The organism is Natronomonas gomsonensis, from assembly GCF_024300825.1.
Lineage (GTDB): Archaea > Halobacteriota > Halobacteria > Halobacteriales > Haloarculaceae > Natronomonas > Natronomonas gomsonensis.
In genome coordinates this window covers 2,922,697-2,944,425 of record NZ_CP101323.1, presented here as the reverse complement: position 1 = coordinate 2,944,425, position 21,729 = coordinate 2,922,697, and the positions used below count along the sequence as shown (strand labels likewise).

Genomic DNA, 21,729 nt, shown 5'->3' with positions numbered 1-21,729 from the left:
GAGTCGCCACCCACCTCAGAAGGCGCCGACGGTACAGTGACGAAATCTCAGCCTAGCGTGGTCATACGCCGCTGGCACGGTGTATAATCGGCTACACCGTGGTCACCCCATGGTTCGTCTCCCTGCGCGCGGTGAACTGCAGATGGTGAGAGACGGTACACCACAGCACATACATTTATGATGCGGGGCCGGGAATGTTTTCTTATCATGGCGATAGAGCAGCGCAACGACAGCGGCTTTTGCAGGGCGGATTCGTTCGCCGAGGCAGCCACGCTCCTTCGCGAACACGACGCCGCCATCATCGCCGGCGGACAGAGCTTGATGCCGCTCCTCCGGCAAGGTATAATCGACAAGGACATGATCGTCGATGTCTCGGCAATCGACGGTCACAACGAAATTAACCCCGATGGCGACAGCCTCTACCTCGGTGGCCTGGCGACCCACCGCGAGCTAATCGAGAGCGATCTCAAGGAGACGCCTTGGAGCGCATTAATCGAGACAGCTAAAGAGATCGGCGACCGCCAAGTCCGAAACTGGGGGACTGTAGGCGGCTCGATTGCCCACGCCGACCCGTCGCTGGACTATCCGCCCACGATGATTGCGATGGATGCCGAGGTTGAGTGCTCGGACGGTGAGACCACCGAGTACGTCCCCCTCGAAGAATTCTATCTCGGCGAGTATGTTACTGTCCTCGACCCCGACCAACTAGTCACCGGCATCCGGATTCCCCGCCCGCCTGCGGGGACCGGCGTCGCCTTCGAAAAGTTCGCTTGGCGGAAGGGTGATATGTCGCTCGTTAACGTCGCCGCGCGGCTGTCCGTTGACGGAACCGAAATAACGGAGGCCCGCATCGTCGTCGGCTGTATGGGTCCGACGCCACTCCGGATGGAGAAGATGGAAGCAGCCCTCGTGGGTTCGTCAGTCCACGATGCCGACCGTCAGCGCGCAGTCGCAGAACACGTCGATGATTTCACCGAACCGGTGGGCGAAGAGCACGCCTCCGTTGAGTACAAGAACCGTCTAGCTGAGCGCCTGACCGAGAAGGTGCTTCGGACCGCCGCCGAGCGGGCCACGGAGGGGGCGGAATGACCGTTACGCTCACCGTCAATGGCGAGGAAAAGGAGGTCGAGGTCGACCCAACGGTGCCGCTATCGAAGCTCCTGCGTGAGGAACTCGAACTCAAGGGAACGAAACGCGGTTGCGAGACGGGCAAGTGCGGCGCTTGTACGGTAATCGTCGACGGAAAGGCGACTAAGTCCTGTCAGCGTCTCGCCGGCCAAGCCGAGGGTACGGACGTGCTGACCATCGAGGGGCTCGCAGACCGGGCCGAGGAAGGCGAGGATCTCCACCCCGTCCAACAGGGGTTCGTCGACGAGTTCGGAATGCAGTGTGGCTACTGTACCCCCGGCATTGCGATGATGTCCGTCGCTTTACTCGAGGAGAACCCAGATCCGACCCGCGAAGAAATCCAGCACGGTATCAAGGGCAACCTCTGTCGCTGTACCGGGTACGCTAAGATTTACGATGCGGTGCTGGGCGCTGCCGACCGAATCGAGGATACCTCGCTCGACCCGGACGCCGACACTGCGACGAGCGACGACTAGAACGCGCCGCAACCCGCCCTGAGACCTAACAATGTCTCGTCATTGCAAAGGTCGAACAGTCGATTCTGTCCCACAGAGACCCTTTTGATCGGTATCTCAAATATTCAGTATTTGGTATTATACCATACATTTTTGTAGTACTAGCGTGTTGCCTCGGTCGAGGTAACACAATGGATCTAGGCATCACTGGCAAAGTTGCAGTCGTGACGGGCGGGAGTAAAGGGATCGGCAACGCAATCGCGAACACGCTCGCGAGCGAAGGTGCCGACTTAGCGATCTGTGCGCGGAGCGCAGGCCCGCTCGAGGAGGCTGCAGAGGAAATCGAGGCCGAACACGGCGTCGAGTGTTTCGCGAAGACAGCCGACTTCACCGAGCGTGACGACGTGGCGGCGTTCGTCGATTCGGTTGCGGACCACTACGGGGGAATCGACATCTTCGTCAATAACGCCGGCAGCGCGCCCGGTGGCCTGCTCGAGAACCTTGATGAGGACGACTGGTATAAGGCGCTTGACCTGAAGCTGATGGGGCATGTCCGCGGGGCGACCGAAGCGATGCCCCACCTCGTCGAGAGCGAGGGAGTGCTGGTTAACCTAGTCGGCAACGATGGGACGAAACCCAGCCCCGGCGAGCTAGCGCCCGGTGCGGCCAACGCCGGCGACATCAACATGACTGAAGCGCTGGCAAAGCAGTACGGCCGCGAGGGCGTCCGCGTCAATGCCGTCAATCCCGGTCCAGTCGCGACCGGCCGCTGGGACTACCTCGTCGAGATTATGGCCGAGGAGCAGGGCCTGACCTTCGACCAAGCGATGGAGGTCGCTGAAAACTCCATCCCGCTCGGTCGTATCTGTGAGCCACAGGAGGTCGCAAACGTCGTGACGTTCCTGGCCTCCGAACAGGCCAGCTTCGTAAACGGCGGCGTCATCGACGTCGACGGCGGCCAAGAGAAGGCTCTCCTCGAGTTCGATACGATCCGCGCCGCGAGCGAGAACCTGGACTAATCTGCTCCGAATGAGTGACGACGAGATCAGGTTACAGGGCATCGACCACGTCGGTGCCCCCGTCTGGGATGCCGACGCGGCGACCGCGTTCTACGAGCGCCTCGGCAAGGAGGTAGTCATCGACGAGCACCTGCCGGAGTACGACATCCGCGCTGTCTTCCTCGACTTCGATGGCGTCTATCTGGAATTCCTCGAACCGACTGGTCCCGGGAACGTCAAGACGTTTCTTGAACGTCACGGACCAGGCTATCAACACATGGCGTACCGAGTCGCCGACGTCGACGCGGCCGTCGAGGCCCTCCGTGAGGACGGCTTCACATTCCAAAGCGACGATCCGATGCCCGGTGCGGGCGGGACCCGTATCATCTTCCTTGAGGAACGCCACACCGCCGGGTTCCAGGTCGAACTGGTCGAGCACGTCTAACCGACGCTCGAAATTATTTCGTTAGATCAGTCGAAGTCAGAGAGGTCACGTCTCAAAGCGGTAAAAAAGTCGTCGAAAGGGCGGCCTACTGGTAGATTAGGTCCCGTGGAAGTGAACGGACGACGCGCTCTGGTTTTAGGGGCAGTTCGGTGATGCGTGCGTCGGTGGCGTCGGCCACGGCGTTTGCGATAGCCGGCCCGATGGGAATCAACGCGGATTCGCCAACGCCCTTTGCACCGAAGGGGCCGTCGTCGTCGGCCGCCGACTCGACGAGATGGGTGTCGATTTTGGGTGTCTGGCGGCTCTGAGGGATGTGATAGTCCATGAGCGAGGCATTGAGAATCTGACCCTGGCTGTCGAGTTCGACCTCCTCCATGAGCGTGTGGCCCATGCCCATCACCGCACCGCCCTCGATTTGTCCTTCGACCATAGCCGGGTTGATTGCCGTTCCGACATCGTGAGAGGCGACGATGCGCTCGACCTCGACGACACCGGTCTCGACGTCCACCTCGACGACCACACCGTGCGTGGCGAAAGAGAAGGTCGGGTAGGGGGCACCCTCGAAGGTCTCGATGTCGAAGTCAAACAGGGGCGTATACGCGGCCGTCCCGGTGAGGAGCAGGCCGTCATTGTTGCAGGCAAGCACCGCCTTCTCAAAGGAGATGGTCTCGTCAACCGCTGGAGCAACGATTTCACCGTCGGTCGCGCGCAAGTCCGCGGGCGAGACCGATGCATCGAATTGCTCCTCGAAGACCTCAGCCGCCTTCTCGAAAATTGTCCCAAGGGCGTCCTCGGCCGCCAGGCGGACCGCGTTTCCGGAGACGAACGTCTGCCTGCTGGCGGAGGTCTCGTTGGCGTTGGGCGCGACCGTGCTGTCAGTGACGAGTTTCACATCTTCGGTGTCGAGTCCCAAGGTCTCCGCCGCGATTTGGGTGAGCGCAGTGTCCGATCCCTGCCCGATCTCCGCGGCGGCACACTGCACGGTAACGGAACCGTCCGAGTGGACTTCACAGAACGCGCTCGAGGGGTGATGGTGCCCGGTCTCGCCGCATCCATACCACATCGACGCCAGACCGACGCCGCGGCGCTTGGCTGGGTCGTCGGGCTGTTCGACGTCGAGTTCGTCGAGGGCGGCCCGGACATCCGCGATGGTCTCGGGCAGCCCTGCTGCCTCGATTTCCTGGCCCGTCGTCGAAGCAGGTTCGGAGCCGTCAAAGGCGTTCAATTCCCGGAGGTCACCCGGGCTAATATCGAGTTCGTCGGCTAGCACGTCCAGCGTGGACTCGATAGCAAAGGTCGTCTGGAACATGTCGAAGGATCGCATAGCACCGCCCCAAGGCTTGTTCGTGTAGACCGCCCGTCCGCTGGCCTCAACCGCGTCGACATAGTACGGGCCGGTGCAGTGGACCAACGAACGCACCGCGACACCACTGGAGAATGAGACGTACGAGCCACCGTCGACGGTAACGTCGGCCTCAATCGCCCGCAACGAACCATCCTCATCAGCAGCGATGCGGTAGTCGAGTGTGAGCGTGTTCCGCTTGACCGTCCCGCGGAACTCGTCGTCGCGCTTGTATTTGACTCGGACTGGGCGCTCGGTCACCCAAGCAGCCACCGCAGCGTAGCATGGCTGGTTGTGCTCGAGTTTCGAGCCGAACCCGCCACCGACCGCCGGACGATGCACCTCGATGTCCCGTTCAGGGAGGTCAAGGACGCGCGCGATACTCTGACGGTCGCCGTGGGGGTGCTGCGTGCTCGCCCATACCTCGACAGTGTCGTCGTAACACCGCTTGGCTGTCGAGGCCTCCGGTTCGAGGGGCACGTGGTCAATCATCGAACTTTGGTACGACTCCTCGACGACTACGTCGGCTTCTTCAAAAGCGGCCTCGGGGTCGCCGCGAGTGTACTCGTACTCGTCGATCAGGTTCCCGGACTCGTGAATCGGTTCCGCATCCTCGGCCAACGCTTCCTCGGCGTCGAGTGCCTTCGGTAGCCGGTCGTACTCGATATTGACTTTGTCGGCGGCTTCCCGGGCGGTCGACTCGTCCTCCGCAACGACGAGGGCGACAGGGTCCCCCAGATAGCGGACCTTTTTGTCGTTGAAAAGGGGCTGATCTGGGACAATCGAGCCGATTTTTTTCTCGCCGGGAATCTGGTCGGCGAAGATGATGTCGATTACGCCTTCGAGTGCGAGCGCATCGTCGGCATCGATCGACTCGATGCGGCCGTGCGCTACGGTGCTCCGCACGAGATGGCCGTGTGCCAAGTCATCGAATGGAATGTCACCCGTGTACTCTGCGTCCCCGGTTACCTTTCCGAGGGCGTCGACGCGGACCTCCCGTTCACCGACGGGTCCGTCCGGCGCGTCCTGGGCGGTATCCGCCGGTCGTTCGACTGGTTCTTGCTGACCCATACCAACAGCAAGTCAAGCCTGTTGCTTATACCTACCGACAGTCCAAGTTCTTCGCGCCCCCGAACACATATTACCAATGATACCAACATCACGAATAGCATGTCACAGGATCCCAAGCGCAGTGACACCTCAACGCCCTCGATTACACCGCCCGAGGACTGGGGGGATGCACGAATCGAACGGCTCAACGAGGACTCATTTCTCGTCCAGCGGCCGGACGAGTCGGGACGTACACCGCCGCTGGCGCTGGCCGGCGGCGAGCGGCCCATCCTCGTCGATGTCCACTACGGCCGGAGCGTCATCGTCCGGAGCCGACCTGACGCAATCAGGTACGGCTACCGGGAGAGCGACGTCTACACGGAGTTCTACTACCTCCAACTCATCGATGAGCCCGAGTGGGTCCAAATCACCGAGGAGAGTCCGGAACACGACCTCGCAATCGTCCCCCACCTAGAGGAGTGGGTCGAATCGGGCGAACTCACCGAAGCCGAGGCCGAGTGGGCCGACGATCAGTTCGACTGAGCCGAACCACAGGTGACATACTGAGATGACACATCAGTTTCAGTCGACGAACTAATCGATTTATAACGAGTTTGCTGGTGCTACTGAATCTTTCCTTGAGAAAGTCGCATACGCCTTATGAGCAATGCTGGCGACCATGTTCCCCCTCCCCGTGACGCCTGAGGAGTCGGTCTTCTTGTCCTACGAACAGGGACGATAATCGTGCTCGCGTACATGCTCTCCACCGTGGGGCGAGATGCATTCCTTAGCGTCGGTGCGATAAGCAACAACAGGTTCAACTCCGGAAGCACGGCTATCGCGTCACCGGCGATGCTACCCACACCCATGATAACGCACCACAAACGATAAGTGCGTTCGTAACCGTGTATCGGCCGTTATGGCTATGGACAGCGACGAATTCGCCAAGGAAGTGATAGCGGAGTCCAACCGCCGCGGGAAGGAACTCGCGGAGAAGGTGTTCGACGCCGACGACACGATTACCGGTGACGACCTCATCCCAATGCTCAAGGGGTTCATGTGGTCGGAGTTCTACTTGGGCGTCATCCCACCGATGCGCGTCATGTCGATGATGTACGACGGTGCTTACGAAATCGACGTCGAAACATGGACATCATGCTTGGCCTGGGGGACCAGATTCGTGACGAGGTCAAACACTCGAAGCTCTTCTCCCGTCGGGTCGAGGAGTTGGGTGGGGACCCGAACGTAATCCACTACAAGCCGACAGACGAGGACCTGTTCCTGCTCGAGCGAACCGCCGACTGGGACGAGCCAATCGAAATCATTACCGCCCTGAACTGCGCCGGCGAGCCAGCGCTGGCCGAGGCGTTCAAGGCGATCATGGAGAAAGACATCGTCGACCCCCGAACCAAGGACGTGATTCACAAAGCCAAAATCGATGAGGGAAACCACATCAATCTCGGCAAGAAGATGCTCGCGCGCTTCGCGACCGACGACGCAACCCAGGAACGAGTTTGGGAAATCGTTGACGCAAAATTCGAGGCCGCCTACGAATTCCACGGCAAGCAGATGGACTCCATGTCCCGTCCCGACGAATTCTCGCAGGCCGCCGGCGACTGAGCCGACGCTGACTGGCTTTTATCGAGGTTTCAGGAACGGATAACGCATACAGCGTTCAGGCGTCGAGGTACTTCAGCCGGACCCGTGGGTTCCAACTGGTCTCTCGCCAGTCGTCGCCCATCTTGCGCTCGACGACGTCGAGTTCGCCGATGACGGACGCCAGCGCGGTCATATTAAACGTACACTCGGTGACGACCGTCTCCCCGTCGCGCTCTTCGGTCTCCACCGTCGCGAGGTCCATCTTCTCCATGTCTTTGACGTCGAACTTCGAGACATCGTGCCGCCCGGAGAGTTTCAGCGTCGTCTCCGTCGGGTCGAACACGTAGTCTTCGTCGGCCGCTTCCGAGCCTGCCGCTTGTTGGTCTCTGTCAGACATGTGTTACCGATAGTCATCCGCCATCAAAAATCCATGGGTTCATGTCGCGGTCAGGGTTGTATCAGTGACGACAACCCTTTTGAGCCACCTATCCGTTCGATTGGGTATGGGTCACGAACACGAGGACATGGTCTGGCGGTCGGCGGCCGTCGAAACGGTCCTCAAACTCCGTCGGTCGGCACTCACCCGGACCGAGTCCGAACCGGTTGGAATCGGCGATATCTCGGGACGTGTCCTCGCGACATCGATCGTCGCAGAACAGGACATTCCGGCGACCGACTACGCGACGATGGACGGATATGCCGTCAACGCAAGCGACGAATACCCGCTCTCGATCGTCGACGAAGAGGTATTCCCTGAGGACGAACCACCGTCTTTGGACGATGGTCAGACTGTCGAGATTGCGACCGGTGCACCACTCCCGGAGGCGGCGAACGCGGTGCTTAAACGAGAGGAATCGACAGTCGAGGATGGACAGCTTGACGGACCCAGAATAGAGCCAGGGACGTACACCTATGCCCGTGGGAGCAATGTTAGGGCGGGCGAGAGGCTCTTTGAGGCGGGCGAACGGCTCTCGGCAAAAGACGCGATTTTGCTCGGCGACCTGGGGTACGACGAAGTGTCCGTCGCCGAGCGGTTCTCAGTCGGGATTCTCGCGACGGGCACTGAGATTCACGAGGGACGGCGCGATGATCTCGACTCCGCTATGCTCGCGGCTCTGGTTCGGTCGTGGGGCCACGAGCCGACCTATGAGGGGACCGTACCGGACGACTACGAAGCGGTCGAAGCGGCCATCGCTGACTTGGCCGACGGACACGATGTCGTCCTCACAACGGGGGGAACAAGCGTCGGTCATAAGGACTACGTAATCCGCGCGCTGGCCAACCTCGGTACCGTCCACTTCCACCGGGTGCGTGTCCGCCCGGGGAAACCAATCGCTGCCGCAACGGTGGGAGAGAAAGAGAACACGGTAGCGTTTGCGATTCCCGGGAAACCGTTGGGAGCGCACACAATCACGACGCTCGTCGCGCGACCCTTCTTCACTGGGTCGTCGTTCCTCCCGACAGTCGATGCGACGATGGGATCGGCTGTCGACTTGGGTCCTGAAGGGTTCGAGTACGCCGTTCCGGTAGTCTTTGATGGCGACACAGCGGTCCCCCTTGGTCACGCCGACTCCCGGCTCCACGTGTACAACCACCAGTTCGACCCGAGCGTCCTGTCGTCGACGACGCGGGCAACCAGGGCCGACGGGTTCATCCTCACCGAGTCGTCGCTATCGGCGGGTGAAACGGTCAGCGTAGTCCCTTACCCAGTCCTCGAATGACCCCCGAAGACCTCCCCACCGTCTCGATCGAGTCCATCCGGGAGACCAGCGAACGTGCAGACAAGCGAACCTGGGGGGTGGTGCTCGCGGCCGGCAAGAGCACCCGGTACGGCGAGAGCAACAAACTGCTCACCGACATCGACGGTGCGCCGCTCGTCCGTCACGCGGCGAAGACACTGGTCGGCAGTTCCCTCGACGGCGTGACGGTCATCGTCGGTTACGAAGGTGACTGCGTTCGAGACGCGCTCAACGACTTGCCCGTTGAGATTCGGGAGAACTCCGACTACGAGGCGGGACAGAGCACTTCCGTCCGCGACGGCGTGGTAGCGGCCCGGGACCACGACGCCGACGCGGTGCTCGTAGCGTTGGGGGACATGCCGGCCGTCGATGTCGCGTCAATCAACCTGCTGCTCGAAGCGTATGAGCGCGGCGTCGCGGATATCCTCGCTGCGGCTTGCGACGGCCGACGGGGCAATCCGGTACTATTCGACGAGCGGTTCTTTGACCGACTCGCGGATATCGAGGGCGACGTTGGCGGCCGGGGATTACTGACCGAACGCTTTGGCGCGCGGGCGGTCGAGACTGGCAATCCGGGAGTTCTAGAAGACATCGACCGTCCGGTCGATGTAGATGAATTTCTATAGTCAGTTTCTCATACACTCAGCCACGGCGGCGACCTGCTCGTGAATCGGTTAACCTTCGTCGATATCACCACATTCGCGTCGGCGACGCGATTGGCCTTTCGGTAGTTCTCAGTAACCTCCTTGGTGACGGCGATGATTTCCTCAGTTCGACGACGCCTCAAGGCCACCGTCGCAGTTGCCGTCTTGTGTGTGGCTGGCCGGTCCGGTCGCCTCGCCACGACATCGTTCGATACGTCGTCGCGTTTCCGCGAGGGCATGCAACGCTGGAAATTGGGTTTCAAGGTCGTCGTAGAGGTAGGCGTTGAGTGCGTGTGCCTCGATGTTCGCGCGTTCGTCGATGGTCCGTCGCTCGGCGATGTGGCGTTGCCGCTGTTCGGAGAGCCGGTCGCATCGCTCAACGGCCTCTTCGCAGGTCTCCCAGATGTCGACGAACCGCTCGAACTGGAGACATTGCAACGAGCAGGCCGGCAGTTCCTGAAGCGTGTCCTCGATGTCTAGAACCGCCTCCCGAACGGTTTGAATCGATTCGTGTTCGGCCTCCAGCACCCGGACGAATCTGGTGCGCGATTCGATAGCCGCGGTCGTCGTAACTAGCAGATTACGCTTGAACCGCTGTGTTACCGGTTCGTTTTCCTGGAGCGCATTCGCTATCGAAGGAGTGAATTCGGCTTCGAGACTTTCAGAAACGGGTTCATCGTAGGCCGCCTCGAAGTCCGGTGTCGACATAACCGTCTCTTTGTATGCTTCGAGGAGACATCCGGTCTGTGTTCCACCGTTTCCGGTGGTCGTTTGGGCATGGCTGACCGACTCTCGGAACGCCTTGAAGGCGCATTGCTCCGCCTTAATCGATGAGCGTTCTTCTTTAACAAGTGTGATTGCTTGCTTCAATATGTTATTTCCTCGCTCCATAGTGGCCATGTTACTATAGCCTCCGCCCTATTCGGAGTTTATCGTCATGCTACTCCTTAACAGTATCTGCCGTCATATCAACAGCTCTCACGGATGTATTTCCAAACGTTTCGTTCTCAGTTTCGCTCGAATCTGATAAGCGGACAATGTCATAGTAATATCGCCTCTACCTAAATATTTAAGTCTGATATGGTAACATTCCTCGATGGAGAAAATGTATGTTCAAAACAAAGATGAATGAAACATACGGTAAGTAACATGTGTGGAACACAGATTCCAGATTATTGCCATCGAAATCCCCTACCGGGTGATGGGGCGTGATAATCGGAGTTCCCTGGGAGACCGCTGGAGATGAGACGCGGGTCGCGCTTGTTCCCTCCGTCGCCGAGGACCTCATCGAAGACGGACACGAGGTCTGCGTCGCCGCGGGTGCCGGCGAAGGCTCTGACTGGTCCGACGCCGACTACCGCGAGGTCGGCTGTGAAATCGTCGACGACCGCGAGACCGTTTTTGAGCGCGCGGACATCGTGGTGCAGGTCCGTGCGCTCGGGGCTACCCCCGGCGACGTCGACCCCTACACGGAGGGGCAGATCGTCGTCGGCCAGCTCGGTCCCTATGAACTTGATGAGGAGCTAGAGGATCTGGCCGACCGCGGCGTCACCACCCTCGCCTTGGAGCTCATCCCGCGAATCAGCCGGGCACAGAGCATGGACGCGCTGACCTCTCAGGCGAGTATCGGCGGCTACAAGTCGGCGATCGTGGCCGCCGAGGCGCTTCCGAAGATGTACCCGCTGCAGATGACTGCCGCCGGAACCGTCCAGCCAGCGGAGGTGTTCGTCGTCGGCGCCGGTGTTGCAGGGCTGCAGGCCATCGCAACCGCCGACCGTCTCGGAGCCTCCGTCCGTGGCTACGACATCCGATTAGAGGTCAAACAGGAGGTTGAGAGCCTCGGTGCCGACTTCGTCGAACTCGACCTCGAGACCGAGGGGTCCGGCGACGAAGAGGGGTACGCTCGGGAGATGGACGACGAGTTCCTCGAACAACAGCGCAAGGAGTTGACCCGCGTCGTCGGAGAGTCCGACGTCGTCATCACGACCGCCGCTGTCCCCGGTAGGCCCGCCCCGGAGTTGGTGACCACCGAGATGGTAGAAGGAATGGATTCCGGGTCAGTAATCATCGACCTGTCGGCCGCGACGGGAGGGAATTGCGAACTCACCGTTCCAGACGAGACGGTCGAACACGATGGCGTCACGATTCACGGGCCGACGAATCTGCCCGCGACCGTCTCCCACCACGCCAGCCAGCTATACAGCAACAACATCGCGAACTTCCTGGAAAATCTTTACGACGATGACACCGGCGAGATCGACACCGACGACGAAATCGTGGACTCGACAATGCTCACCCACGCCGGGGAGGTGCAGTGGACTCACCCGGCGGAGCGACCCGATCCGGACGAGGCGTCCGAAGATGACCAGAACGACGGTTCTGGCGAGGAGGCCGCCGACGTGGAGGTCGATGATGAAGATTAACCGAAAACCGGCGTCAGAGAGTGGTGATGCGTCCGCGGATGTAGCGGTCCGCCTGGAGGGAGGTGCGTAGCCGTGGCCGACATCATTACCCACCTGACACTGTTCGTCTTGGCGGCGTTCCTCGGCTACTCGGTCATAACGAAGATCCCGGCGACGCTGCACACGCCCCTGATGTCCGGAGCCAACGCCATCACGGGGATTACGCTCGTCGGTGCGGTCGTGGTCGCTGGCTCCGGTTCCACGACAGTGGCAACGGTACTGGGGTTCCTAGCGGTCGTCATGGCGACCATCAACGTCGTCGGCGGCTACCTCGTGAGCCACTTCATGCTCGAGGACTTCCACGGAGGGGGTCGGTAGGATGGTCGAGTTGTTCTCCGAATCGATTCTCCGGCTAATCTACCTGCTGGCAGCAATCCTGTTTATCCAGGGGCTCCGCGACATGACCCATCCCAGAACCGCGGTCCGGGGGAACCTCACATCGGCCGGCGGGATGCTAATCGCCGTTACCGCCACAGTGCTGTGGTTCGAGATTCTTTCGCCAGCAGTGCTGATCGGCGGGCTTGCGGTCGGCGGACTCGTTGGTGCCGGCCTTGCAATTAAGGTAGAGATGACCGAAATGCCGCAACTCGTCGGCGTCTTCAACGGCTTCGGCGGCGGTGCCTCTGCACTCGTCGCTGGTGCAGAGTTGATTGAGTTTCAGACGACGACTGCCGGGGCGTTCCCGGGAGACCTGGCCATCGCGGCCGCCGCCTCGGGGATTATCGGCGCCGTCACGTTCACCGGGAGTATGGTCGCCGCTGGGAAACTCCACGGCCTGATCTCCGGATCGGCGATCCGCTACACCGGCGAACACGTCGTCAAGGCCCTGTTACTCGGGGTTGCCGTCCTCGCAGGCGCCTACATCGTCATCCAGCCCGATCTGCTGGCGGGCGTCCTCCAAGGGGCGGTCGTCCCGGCGTTCTGGGTACTTATCGCCGCTGCGTCGATTCTCGGCGTGATGCTCGTCATCTCGATCGGCGGCGCCGACATGCCGGTCGTCATCGCGTTGCTGAACGCCTACTCCGGGCTGGCCGCCGCAGGGACCGGCTTCGTCTTGAGCAACACCGCGCTGATTATCGCCGGGACGCTCGTGGGCGCTGCCGGGATGATCCTCACGGTCATCATGTGTGAGTCGATGAACCGGTCGCTCGCCAATGTGCTGTTCGGCGGCTTCGGCGAGGAGGCCACCTCGGAGGAGATGGACGACATCTACGAGGGCAACATCACCGAGACATCCCCAGAGGAACTCGAGATGCTGCTCGATACGGCCAAACGCGTCGTCATCGTGCCCGGTTACGGGATGGCAGTCGCGCAGGCCCAGCACGCTGTCGCCGAATTCGCCGAGCTACTCGATGAGGACGGCGTCGAGGTGGAGTTCGGCATTCACCCCGTCGCTGGCCGAATGCCCGGCCACATGAACGTGCTGCTGGCCGAGGCGGACGTTCCCTACGACAAGATGAAAGAACTCGAGGAAATTAATCCGACGTTCTCCCAGACGGACGTCGTTATCGTCATCGGCGCGAACGACGTTGTGAATCCGCGGGCCAACGAGGCCGATGGCAGCCCCATCTCCGGGATGCCAGTGTTGAACGTCTACGAAGCCGGCACCGTCGTCGTCAACAAGCGGAGTCTCAGCCCTGGCTTCTCGGGTATCCCGAATCCCCTGTTCGCTCGGGATAATACGGTGATGCTGTTCGGCGACGGCAAGCAGTCGATGCAGGAGGTCGTTGCCGAGTACAAGGAGAACCGCTAATTTCGTCGATTGAATTTTCAGGCAGACGGAAGAATTTTCTTTTCGATAGAATTGTTGTGTTTAGTTAAGCGAACATCACTAGACATCAAAGACTTGCAGCCATGTTTCTGCCGTCGGCGGCTGTACGTGGTAGAAATATTAGTAATCAAATAAGTGTACCAATTTATATCGTAAAATTACATTTAACAGCATCCCGGTTTCCATGAGGAATTCTCTGAAATCGGAGCCCTACCCCGAGGAGGGCCGCCACTAGATATTGAGTGTAATCGGCAAGAAACACGGCATCGGAGAGGTCATGTTTCTCCTGAATCTCTCACAGTGACCGCTATGTTAATTCGGTCTTAGTGGCCGTATATAGCCGCAAATATAGGAATTTGTTCGTTTCTGAATCGACAGCAACGTACAGTCAAAACTGCTGATCATTGATTCAGGTCACGGCTTCGTCGAGCGTAACGTGATCCGCACTGGCAACGTCGGCCAACTGTAGATCGGTCTTCTGTACCCAATTATGAACGGATATTCATGGCCGTTTAACACCAAATATATCAATTTAATATATTATATTTGAGGATGATAGTACTGATGGATGGAGCCGAATATCGAGCTTCACCAACTCGCTCGGTGTTCGCTCCACAAAATCTAATTTTTAGGGGAAATCCCGGTCTTTGGTGAACTCCTTGTATTCGGTGTACTCCTACTGGCTTTGGGTGTACTCGCGATGGAGTACCGAGACTCGCTCCGCACCCGGCAACGTTCGGGGGTCTGTAATTGATTGTCTGAGTTACGCCCAATCTTTATCCAAAATCAACTGGGGGTAATAATATGGCGACACAGGACGACGACAAAATCAGGCGAGCGGTCAAGCGGATTAAAGATCCACCGAAGTCACGTCTTCGTGACTGTGATCAAGAGTTGTTATTGACCTACTATGACCGACTCGCAGCCCGGAACCGACAGAATGCCAGCCAACAGAAGGGTCGACAGTCACAACTGCTTGAGCAGAACCGACTGATTGCAGTTCAAACTGAGCTGCTCGCCGAAACCCTTGAGAGTGGCCAAGTAGGCGTCAATGCTGTCGACTCAATTTTAGAACATTACGAAAACGAGAATGTCGCAGGTACTACTCTTGAAATCAAATATGGTGCGCTCAAGGACTTCGCCCGGACGATGCTCGAGGTCGATGATAAAGATCTTCCAGAGAGATTTGCAGACATCACACCTTGGAGTTTTCGTGATTTGAACCCAGTTCCGCTCCCGAGTGAAGTGGTCGAATGGTCCGATATCGTCGATATGTGCGAAACTCGCTCACACATCCGTGACAAGGCAATCGTGGCAACACAGTGGTCAGCTATGACGCGACCAGAGGCCGAAATGCATTCGATGCAGTTCTGTCACGTCGATGACCAAGGTAGTCACATCAAGTTGACTATCCCAGAGGATTCAAAGACCGGCTACAGAACTGCATATTTGTTTGCTGGGGCGCCGCTACTGCGGAAGTGGTTATATCATGAGCATCCAGCACAGAATAGCGTCAACGATGGGCCGACACCAGATACGTATATATGGGTTAAACAGCAAGAGAATAAATTGCTGAGATACAATAGCTATGCCAAAATCTTCGGAAAGCTCGCAGAACGGGCGGATATCGACAAGCCAGTCACCGGCCGACATTTACGCCGTAGTCGGGCTAGTGTGCTAGCCTCTCGGCCGACAATCGACGAGCAAGATCTCCGGAATCTTGGTGGTTGGAGTTTTGGTTCTGATAAACCTAAACATTACATAGCTAACTACTCACAGCAGACTGCACGACATGTTGCAGCGGCCGACGGCGCCGATTTTGACTCATTCGACAAGCCCTCTCCAATTGCTCCAATTGAGTGTACAAATAACAACTGCGGACGGTGGACTGAGCGTCACTTCGATAGTTGTATCTGGTGCTCAGCAAGCCTTCCCGATAGCAGCAGCGAGCGGATTGAGTTATCGATGGGCAGCAATGATTGCAGGACTGAAGACTTCCTTGGAGCCATATCTGACGGTGAGATAAATCTCAGGGATCTTGAGGGTATCAAGCGGTGTGAACGTTACATTCGAGGTCGCAAGGATTTCTTTGAGGAGCTTCCACATATAATCTCTATTGCCGAAGAAGAGTAGATGTTTCTCCGGCTGATTTGATTGCTATTTAACAGAAATTGTGGACTTTCCGTCTGTAGTGCAACACCGAACATCACTATATTTTGATGTGCTAGAGATACGGGGGTTGCGTGCTTTCAGTCTACAACATAGACGAAGACCGACCTGACGTTCTCTACCGAGACTTTGAAAAGATCTTAGCTCAATCAGGAGTCGAATAGACTACTTTGTAAGATCTACCGCATCCACGGCTTCGAACTGCTCCTTAGATACGTCGAGTTTCTTCAGTAGGTAGTGCCAAGATATATCGCGAGCTTCTGCTTCCCCCATCGTATCGTGGTTCCGTAGCGACCAACTGTTCAGTACCTCGTCAACTACCTGAACAGGGGCAACAAGCTTCCCAACTTCCTTCTCAGTTTCAATTTTTCCAGCAATTTCATATACTACAAAAAAGTAAAAGTATTCCTTATCGCACTTCTCCACAGACTTCTTGATTAGAGTTTCATGATTCCGTCTCCAAATCCGAAATCGGCCATAGCCTCCAGAAGGATACCGACGAATGCAGCTTTTGGCTTCAATCGCGCACCAAGTCTCATAGTTACGGTACACCGTTGTATCAAACCAAGATGGCCCACCAGTTCTAAAGAAAATAGAAAGATTATCTAGAACAGCGTGCGCGAGTCGCTTAGAGTTGTATCCTCGACTAGATGCCGTCCCTCGTCCACGCCCAAGGCAAACATTCCCTTCTGGCTCAAGCGATACGTCTTCAAGTTTTATTTCCGGGTTCGCTACCACCCCTTCGGAAGAATCACTCATTGGTTGCGTTCAGCTTCGGTGATTCACTCGTCAGTGGGACGAATCGAGTCGCCTCCGTACACTTCGGACACGGTGGGGGAGCCTCAACACGTCCATTCCACTCGACCGTCTCGTACGCATACGTCGACGAACAGACCGGACACCGCCACTCTAAGACGTCGTACTCGGCTGCCAGCTCCGGATACTCATGCGCTAGCGTCGGGGTAAGAGCCGCTGCCCCCCCTTCAGCGCGAATCGCTCGATCGACTTGCCGCTGCGGGTAGACAACTCCCGGCAGAAACTCCTGCGCCGGGGTGTCCTCATACGGTACCTCGCCGACGCCGCATCGCTCCCGATACGAACAATAGCCACACTCCCAGGAAGCCTCCGGCTCCGCCGGCGGGAGTGACTCCTCAAGCCGGTACGTCGTCTGCTCGGCCGCCCACTTGACGACCGTCTCTTGGAAGAACTCCGCGTCGAACTCGACACGAATCGGCAGCAAATCGTGCTGCTTGCGGCTCACGTAGATGATTAATCCTGTCTCCACAGGGTGAGACACCTCTTCGTCGGCCTGAAACCCCCGAAGATACGCGTGTAACTGGGCCCGATGGTGACGACTTGGTGACGGTGATTCCCTGTCGAAGCCTTCGAGGGACTCTTTGGTCTTGATTTCAGTCGGCAACAGCGGTGTCCCATCTCTCGTACAGAGCACCGGGTCAGTCGCCCCGCACACCTGGAGCGGCCCTACCTTGGTGTCAAGCCCGTAATCGATCCACATCGAGTTCTGCACGTAGGCCGGTTCCTCGACCTGATCGGCGATGGTCTCCAGAAACGGCATGACGATGTCTTCCTCGATGCGTGTACCTGCCCAGAATATACCCGAGGGATCCTCATCTTCCTGTGGTGCGTTCTGCGCTGAGTAGTATGCCTTCCGCTGGCATTTGAGCAACTGACTCGGAGAGTGCCGCTCTGGCGGCGTAACCGACGCCGGCGTGTGTTGCCACGGCTGGCCGTCCCGCATGTGCTGTTTGACCTGCCAGTCTTGGTACCACTCGCTGAAGGCATCCCCCGTTATGGCTTCGATGAGCGTGCCGATACGATCGTCTATCCGTCCGTGTACTGTCGCCGTCATGGCTGTTGACCCCTATTGATGATGAGACTCTCTGCTCACCCGGCGTGGGTACCGCCGGCCCTATCGCTCTCCAGTAATCATCTATGCCCCCGTCAGACATAAAGATAACCTATCTCGTTGCAACTTGATTTATTTTGTTGCAATTTTTTCGCCGCGTATTATGTAGCGGCGTTTTGGACACTCAAGTGTGCAACCCCGGTGGTGGAGCGAGTACGACGGTCCAATACTGGAATTTTTAGCGGACTGTGGAGCCGCTGTACCCCCACGGGTAATCCTATTCAATCTGGAACTGCGGGATGTCGCCTCTCCTCACCGCTCGACGGTAAAGCGCCGCCTCGAGCGGCTCACTCAACACGAACTCGTCAAAGAAGTCAACGACTCAGGCTACTACATAATCTCCAAGAAAGGCCGGCAGTTCCTCGACGGCAAATTGGATGGGACGGAACTGTAATCGCGCGGGATTTATCTGAGAATGTGGTTGTTGCTCACTAAGGCTGGAATCTTCCTTGATTCAATCGGCACTAGAATCTACACACTCCACATGTGCACAGATCGAGGAGAAGCGCGATTTCGATGACGTCGGCATCAGCCTAGAGCAGCAGTCGTCACTATAGAGCAACATATGCGGGTCTATTCAGATACTGGACCTTTGTAATCCCAATTCAGACTGTTGCCTTGTCGACGGACGACGTACTTGTAGGGGCCATGCAGTTCGCCGGACTGGCACTTGCAGTTATCCTTGCCGCAGCTGACCTTCTTGATTACCACAGTCCCACTGCTCGATTCTTCGACGGCTTCGATTGACTCGCCCTCACTGGCATCGATGTCCTCGGCGGCGATGTCTTGGCGGTACTCAAGGAGGTCGTCGATCCAGTCCTGAAGGGCATGTAAGTCCTCGTCGTCTTGCTTCGGGACTCCTTCAGCGAGATACTGCGGCAAAGACTCTGGAGCCGTGGGATGGGTTGGCATTGTCTTACCAAACAATCGAAGGACTGAAGCAATAAATGTTTGGTAAGATTCTGCAACCCCCCACCATTTCCGAAGCAAACACCAGAAAGGTAGACGACACCGGAGGATTATCGGGTGGTTCGAAGCAGCGGAAGATGTGGATTCACCGTATATTCCACCCCCTCCGTCATTTCCGAAGCTTTTGACTGAGATGTTAAGCTCGCCCTCCACCAGTTCCGGAGCTACCCCCGGTTTAGATTGGTCCTGAACAGTAATCTACCGTCGTTTGGGTAATCGCTGAACAATGTGGTAACTCGGTCTAATCGCCTCCTTCGGCAGTAGGAACCAGCTCGAAGCAGAAACTAGACGCGAGGGGAAGATCTCCGGAAATCATCTGGACGGGAAGTGCAGCAACCCTCCACTGTTTCCGGAGCTATTGCTGGCGGGAGATTACAAAAACCCTCACTCCACTATTTCCGAAGCTATCCTCGAGAGAAACAAGGGGTAACAACGGATGCGGCATAGATTGCCGAGAGAATCAACAGCAACACGGCTTCTGTTCTTTCACACTAAACATATTCTCTTTCTAGAATATTGTTTTAGCTCTAGTGCGGCTATGGTAGTGAGGTAATTGTCTTAATTCTTTGGCTTTAGATAGCTTTTCCTTAATGTCGGGACCACGTCTCTTGTCGATAGCTTCGGAAATAGTGGAGTGAGAGGGTATTATAAAGAAACGTAGCTCCGGAAGCGCTGGTCATGGGAATGCATATAAATGGTTTAGCTTAGGACGCTTCGGAAGCTAAGGAAGCGGTGGTTTTATCATATTGTGCTGTGTGGCAACCTATCATGGTCATGGGGATGTTCCAACGGGATCGTCAGGTGTTCGCTGACGCCGAACCACTTGACGATTCATACGAGCCCGAGGATATTCGTGAACGGGACGAGGAACTCGAGAAATATCAGCGAGCCCTCCAGCCGATTATCGACAACCGGCCGACGTCGAACATCTTTCTGTATGGCAAGACGGGAACAGGGAAGACCGTCGCGACGAAATTCATGCTATCCCATCTCGAGACCGATGCTGCCGAGTACGACGATGTTGATCTCTCAACTGTCTGGGTCAGCTGTGAGAATCTCTCCTCGTCCTACCAAGTCGCCGTCGCCCTCGTCAACGAGCTCCGTGAAAGCCAGGACAAAGACCGCATCAGTACTACTGGCTACTCCCAGCAACGAGTCTTTGACATCCTCTACGAGGAACTTGACGCACTCGGTGGTACTGTCGTAATCGTCCTCGACGAGATTGACAACATCGGGCATTCCGACGACATCCTCTATGGGCTTCCTCGAGCGCGGTCAAATGACTACGTCGACGACGTCCGTCCGGTGATAATCGGTATCAGCAACGACTTCCAGTTCCGCGATAATCTTTCGCCGAAAGTCAAAGACACACTCGCCGAAAAGGAGGTTCTCTTCCCGCCATACGACGCGAATCAGTTACGCTCGATTCTCACCCCCCGCGCCGAGAAAGCGTTCCACGATGGTGTCCTCGACGACGATGTTGTTCCACTCTGTGCAGCGTTTGCTGCTCAGGACACGGGATCGGCCCGACAGGCGATCCGACTGCTTCGTGAGGCCGGCGAACTCGCGCAAGCTGACGATTCCGATACTGTGACCGAGGAGCACGTCCGGGATGCCCAAGACGAACTCGAAAAAAATCAACTCTACGAGGGCATGCAGGAACTCACGACCCAGGGACATGCCGTCCTCTGTGCGCTCGCGTATCACCAGGCACTCGACGACGTCCCTATCCGATCCCGTGATCTCTACGAACGGTACGCGAAAATCTGCGATCGGCTTGACGCCGACAGCGTGAGCGAACGGCGAGTTCGCGACCACCTCTCGGATATGAATATGCTCGGGCTCATCAGCGTCTATGAACGGAATGAAGGGCTCTCGGCTGGCCGGTATCACGAATACGAGCTTGACGTTCCGCTGAAAGCCGTGCTTGAGGTCCTTCTTTCGACATCTCGATTCGAGGACCTCGCGAACATTATCCAGTCGACGGCCAACGATAACAATCTCCTTCAGTCGGATATTTCCGACTATTAAGCCTGTTTCTGCGGTCTCCAAAGGAAAAATCGAGTGATCTCTCGTTGCTGAAAGCTTCGGAAACGGTGGAGGGTCTCAATCACCCCAAAAGAGCTGGAAACCATTGAGAGAGAAATGGATACCTTCGATTCAGTCTTACCTAACATACCGTTTTACCCCTCCGGTATGTTTGGTAAGGTAAGTAAATCTGCCAGCTGAAAGCTTCGGAAACGGTGGAGGGTTAGATACCAGTGAGTATTGAAGATGGTCCTGTTTCTGACAGTCTTAAGGCTGACGACGCGTCCACTGGACCGCAAGCCAGACTAACCCCAGCGTGACGAGCCCACCGAGCGCGTAGCCACCCCCGATGGCCGCGTACGAAAGAGGCGTTGCTGCACCCACTGGCAGCAGGATGGCGACCATTGCAGTCACAGCTAACACCATCCCCGTTACTACGCTGAGTATCGCGACAACAGCAAAGAATTCTGGGACACTGTTGGTCGCTCGTGAGGCGAGTGCGAGGGCGTCGTCAGTGACCGACCCCACAGCCTCAGTGGCCTGCTGCTCTGCTGGGTTGTGATTCTGCGTGTTCCAGGTATACCGTTTGGGGCCATCAGCACCGTCGATCCAGCCATCATCTTCGAGTGTCTTGAGATGTTGCCGGACCGCTTCCCGTTTGGGTTCGACTTTGGCAGCGATGTCATCGGCTGTGAATTGCCGCCCGTGATTCGTGAGGACGATTTCGGCAATCGTCTCGAAGGTATCGCCCTTCTGGTCGTACTGCTCCCGGAACTCGGCAGGCAGCTCTGCCATAGCCGTCTGATATACCATCCGGCGCCTACTTGAGCGTGACTGCTGGTAGTGGCACCCATTTGGCCGTGACCAAGACCGTCTTGGTCGCCACAAACACCCAGTAGCGGTGCTTGAACGGTGATTCTCTATTATATGCCTGATGTGCATATATCGATCTGTCGATGCTCAACGCGAACCGAGCTTGCGGTCAACACAGGCGTATCGAGTC

Annotated in this window: 22 protein-coding genes and 1 pseudogene; 15 read left to right on the top strand and 8 right to left on the bottom strand. The window is 57.5% G+C overall.

Translation table 11 applies throughout. The annotated features are described in order from the left end of the window. The first annotated feature begins 207 nt into the window (after positions 1–207). The 4 genes from NMP98_RS15630 to NMP98_RS15615 all read left to right on the top strand — a co-directional run bounded on the left by NMP98_RS15630 (position 208) and on the right by NMP98_RS15615 (position 3,026). Positions 208–1,089 carry an FAD binding domain-containing protein gene (locus tag NMP98_RS15630; protein ID WP_254858789.1) on the top strand — a complete coding sequence of 294 codons (882 nt, stop codon included), beginning with the start codon at positions 208–210 and terminating at the stop codon, positions 1,087–1,089. Then, entirely contained in the window at positions 1,086–1,604 is a 519-nt protein-coding gene (locus NMP98_RS15625; RefSeq protein WP_254858788.1) for a (2Fe-2S)-binding protein, read from the top strand. Before NMP98_RS15630 ends, NMP98_RS15625 begins: the two co-directional genes overlap by 4 nt. 170 nt (positions 1,605–1,774) lie before the next feature. After that, positions 1,775–2,602 (top strand): SDR family oxidoreductase, encoded by an 828-nt coding sequence (locus NMP98_RS15620; protein WP_254858787.1) that lies wholly within the window; start codon positions 1,775–1,777, stop codon positions 2,600–2,602. 10 nt (positions 2,603–2,612) lie between these two features. After that, the gene (locus tag NMP98_RS15615) at positions 2,613–3,026 is read left to right on the top strand and encodes a VOC family protein (protein ID WP_254858786.1); all 414 of its coding nucleotides are present in this window, start codon (positions 2,613–2,615) and stop codon (positions 3,024–3,026) included. Positions 3,027–3,111: 85 nt separating this feature from the next. Here NMP98_RS15615 and NMP98_RS15610 read toward each other — a convergent pair whose 3' ends face one another. Continuing rightward, the gene (locus tag NMP98_RS15610; RefSeq protein WP_254858785.1) at positions 3,112–5,439 is read right to left on the bottom strand and encodes a xanthine dehydrogenase family protein molybdopterin-binding subunit; all 2,328 of its coding nucleotides are present in this window, start codon (positions 5,437–5,439) and stop codon (positions 3,112–3,114) included. Between the two features lie 99 nt (positions 5,440–5,538). Here NMP98_RS15610 and NMP98_RS15605 point away from each other — a divergent pair, with 99 nt between their 5' ends. The 3 genes from NMP98_RS15605 to NMP98_RS15595 all read left to right on the top strand — a co-directional run bounded on the left by NMP98_RS15605 (position 5,539) and on the right by NMP98_RS15595 (position 7,038). Next, the gene (locus tag NMP98_RS15605; protein WP_254858784.1) at positions 5,539–5,961 is read left to right on the top strand and encodes a hypothetical protein; all 423 of its coding nucleotides are present in this window, start codon (positions 5,539–5,541) and stop codon (positions 5,959–5,961) included. Between the two features lie 382 nt (positions 5,962–6,343). After that, complete coding sequence (locus NMP98_RS15600; RefSeq protein WP_254858783.1) at positions 6,344–6,667, top strand: hypothetical protein; 324 nt, start codon at positions 6,344–6,346, stop codon at positions 6,665–6,667. Then, positions 6,565–7,038, top strand: a complete 474-nt coding sequence (locus tag NMP98_RS15595) for a ferritin-like domain-containing protein (RefSeq protein ID WP_254858782.1) — start codon at positions 6,565–6,567, stop codon at positions 7,036–7,038. Before NMP98_RS15600 ends, NMP98_RS15595 begins: the two co-directional genes overlap by 103 nt. A 55-nt stretch (positions 7,039–7,093) precedes the next feature. Here the strand turns inward: NMP98_RS15595 and NMP98_RS15590 are convergent, their stop codons facing one another. Continuing rightward, complete coding sequence (locus tag NMP98_RS15590; RefSeq protein WP_254858781.1) at positions 7,094–7,414, bottom strand: hypothetical protein; 321 nt, start codon at positions 7,412–7,414, stop codon at positions 7,094–7,096. Between the two features lie 106 nt (positions 7,415–7,520). On the opposite strand from NMP98_RS15590, the gene NMP98_RS15585 reads away from it, so the two are divergent. Both NMP98_RS15585 and NMP98_RS15580 read left to right on the top strand, forming a co-directional pair. Next, positions 7,521–8,738, top strand: coding sequence for a molybdopterin molybdotransferase MoeA (locus NMP98_RS15585; protein WP_254858780.1), 1,218 nt, complete (start codon positions 7,521–7,523; stop codon positions 8,736–8,738). Then, positions 8,735–9,382: a nucleotidyltransferase family protein gene (locus NMP98_RS15580; protein ID WP_254858779.1), complete on the top strand. Its 648-nt coding sequence runs from the start codon at positions 8,735–8,737 to the stop codon at positions 9,380–9,382. Before NMP98_RS15585 ends, NMP98_RS15580 begins: the two co-directional genes overlap by 4 nt. 141 nt (positions 9,383–9,523) lie before the next feature. On the opposite strand, the gene NMP98_RS15575 is transcribed toward NMP98_RS15580, so the two are convergent. Further along, on the bottom strand, positions 9,524–10,291 hold the full coding sequence (locus NMP98_RS15575; protein ID WP_438269634.1) for a DUF7260 family protein: 768 nt from the start codon (positions 10,289–10,291) through the stop codon (positions 9,524–9,526). Positions 10,292–10,608: 317 nt separating this feature from the next. Here NMP98_RS15575 and NMP98_RS15570 point away from each other — a divergent pair, with 317 nt between their 5' ends. The 3 genes from NMP98_RS15570 (at position 10,609) to NMP98_RS15560 (ending at position 13,615) form a co-directional block, all read left to right on the top strand. Next, positions 10,609–11,823 carry a Re/Si-specific NAD(P)(+) transhydrogenase subunit alpha gene (locus NMP98_RS15570; RefSeq protein ID WP_254858777.1) on the top strand — a complete coding sequence of 405 codons (1,215 nt, stop codon included), beginning with the start codon at positions 10,609–10,611 and terminating at the stop codon, positions 11,821–11,823. A gap of 72 nt (positions 11,824–11,895) precedes the next feature. Next, positions 11,896–12,180, top strand: a complete 285-nt coding sequence (locus NMP98_RS15565) for an NAD(P) transhydrogenase subunit alpha part 2 (RefSeq protein WP_254858776.1) — start codon at positions 11,896–11,898, stop codon at positions 12,178–12,180. 1 nt (position 12,181) lies between these two features. Beyond that, complete coding sequence (locus tag NMP98_RS15560) at positions 12,182–13,615, top strand: NAD(P)(+) transhydrogenase (Re/Si-specific) subunit beta (RefSeq protein WP_254858775.1); 1,434 nt, start codon at positions 12,182–12,184, stop codon at positions 13,613–13,615. A 78-nt stretch (positions 13,616–13,693) separates the two neighbouring features. Here the strand turns inward: NMP98_RS15560 and NMP98_RS15555 are convergent. Beyond that, positions 13,694–14,249, bottom strand: a pseudogene (locus NMP98_RS15555) (transposase domain-containing protein). A gap of 188 nt (positions 14,250–14,437) precedes the next feature. Here NMP98_RS15555 and NMP98_RS15550 point away from each other — a divergent pair. Beyond that, positions 14,438–15,766, top strand: a complete 1,329-nt coding sequence (locus NMP98_RS15550) for a tyrosine-type recombinase/integrase (protein ID WP_254858774.1) — start codon at positions 14,438–14,440, stop codon at positions 15,764–15,766. A gap of 201 nt (positions 15,767–15,967) precedes the next feature. On the opposite strand, the gene NMP98_RS19670 is transcribed toward NMP98_RS15550, so the two are convergent. Next, the gene (locus NMP98_RS19670; protein WP_497007555.1) at positions 15,968–16,561 is read right to left on the bottom strand and encodes a PD-(D/E)XK family putative nuclease; all 594 of its coding nucleotides are present in this window, start codon (positions 16,559–16,561) and stop codon (positions 15,968–15,970) included. After that, a complete protein-coding gene (locus NMP98_RS15540) occupies positions 16,554–17,672 on the bottom strand; it encodes a CRISPR-associated protein Cas4 (protein WP_254858772.1) in 1,119 nt (372 codons plus the stop codon). Before NMP98_RS15540 ends, NMP98_RS19670 begins: the two co-directional genes overlap by 8 nt. Before the next feature lie 187 nt (positions 17,673–17,859). On the opposite strand from NMP98_RS15540, the gene NMP98_RS15535 reads away from it, so the two are divergent. Next, entirely contained in the window at positions 17,860–18,123 is a 264-nt protein-coding gene (locus NMP98_RS15535) for a hypothetical protein (protein ID WP_254858771.1), read from the top strand. A 179-nt stretch (positions 18,124–18,302) separates the two neighbouring features. Here the strand turns inward: NMP98_RS15535 and NMP98_RS15530 are convergent, their stop codons facing one another. Further along, on the bottom strand, positions 18,303–18,641 hold the full coding sequence (locus tag NMP98_RS15530; RefSeq protein ID WP_254858770.1) for a DUF6788 family protein: 339 nt from the start codon (positions 18,639–18,641) through the stop codon (positions 18,303–18,305). An 831-nt stretch (positions 18,642–19,472) separates the two neighbouring features. Here NMP98_RS15530 and NMP98_RS15525 point away from each other — a divergent pair. Beyond that, positions 19,473–20,729: an orc1/cdc6 family replication initiation protein gene (locus NMP98_RS15525; RefSeq protein WP_254861335.1), complete on the top strand. Its 1,257-nt coding sequence runs from the start codon at positions 19,473–19,475 to the stop codon at positions 20,727–20,729. 264 nt (positions 20,730–20,993) lie between these two features. Here NMP98_RS15525 and NMP98_RS15520 read toward each other — a convergent pair whose 3' ends face one another. After that, positions 20,994–21,521: a helix-turn-helix domain-containing protein gene (locus NMP98_RS15520; protein WP_254858769.1), complete on the bottom strand. Its 528-nt coding sequence runs from the start codon at positions 21,519–21,521 to the stop codon at positions 20,994–20,996. Positions 21,522–21,729: the final 208 nt, after the last annotated feature.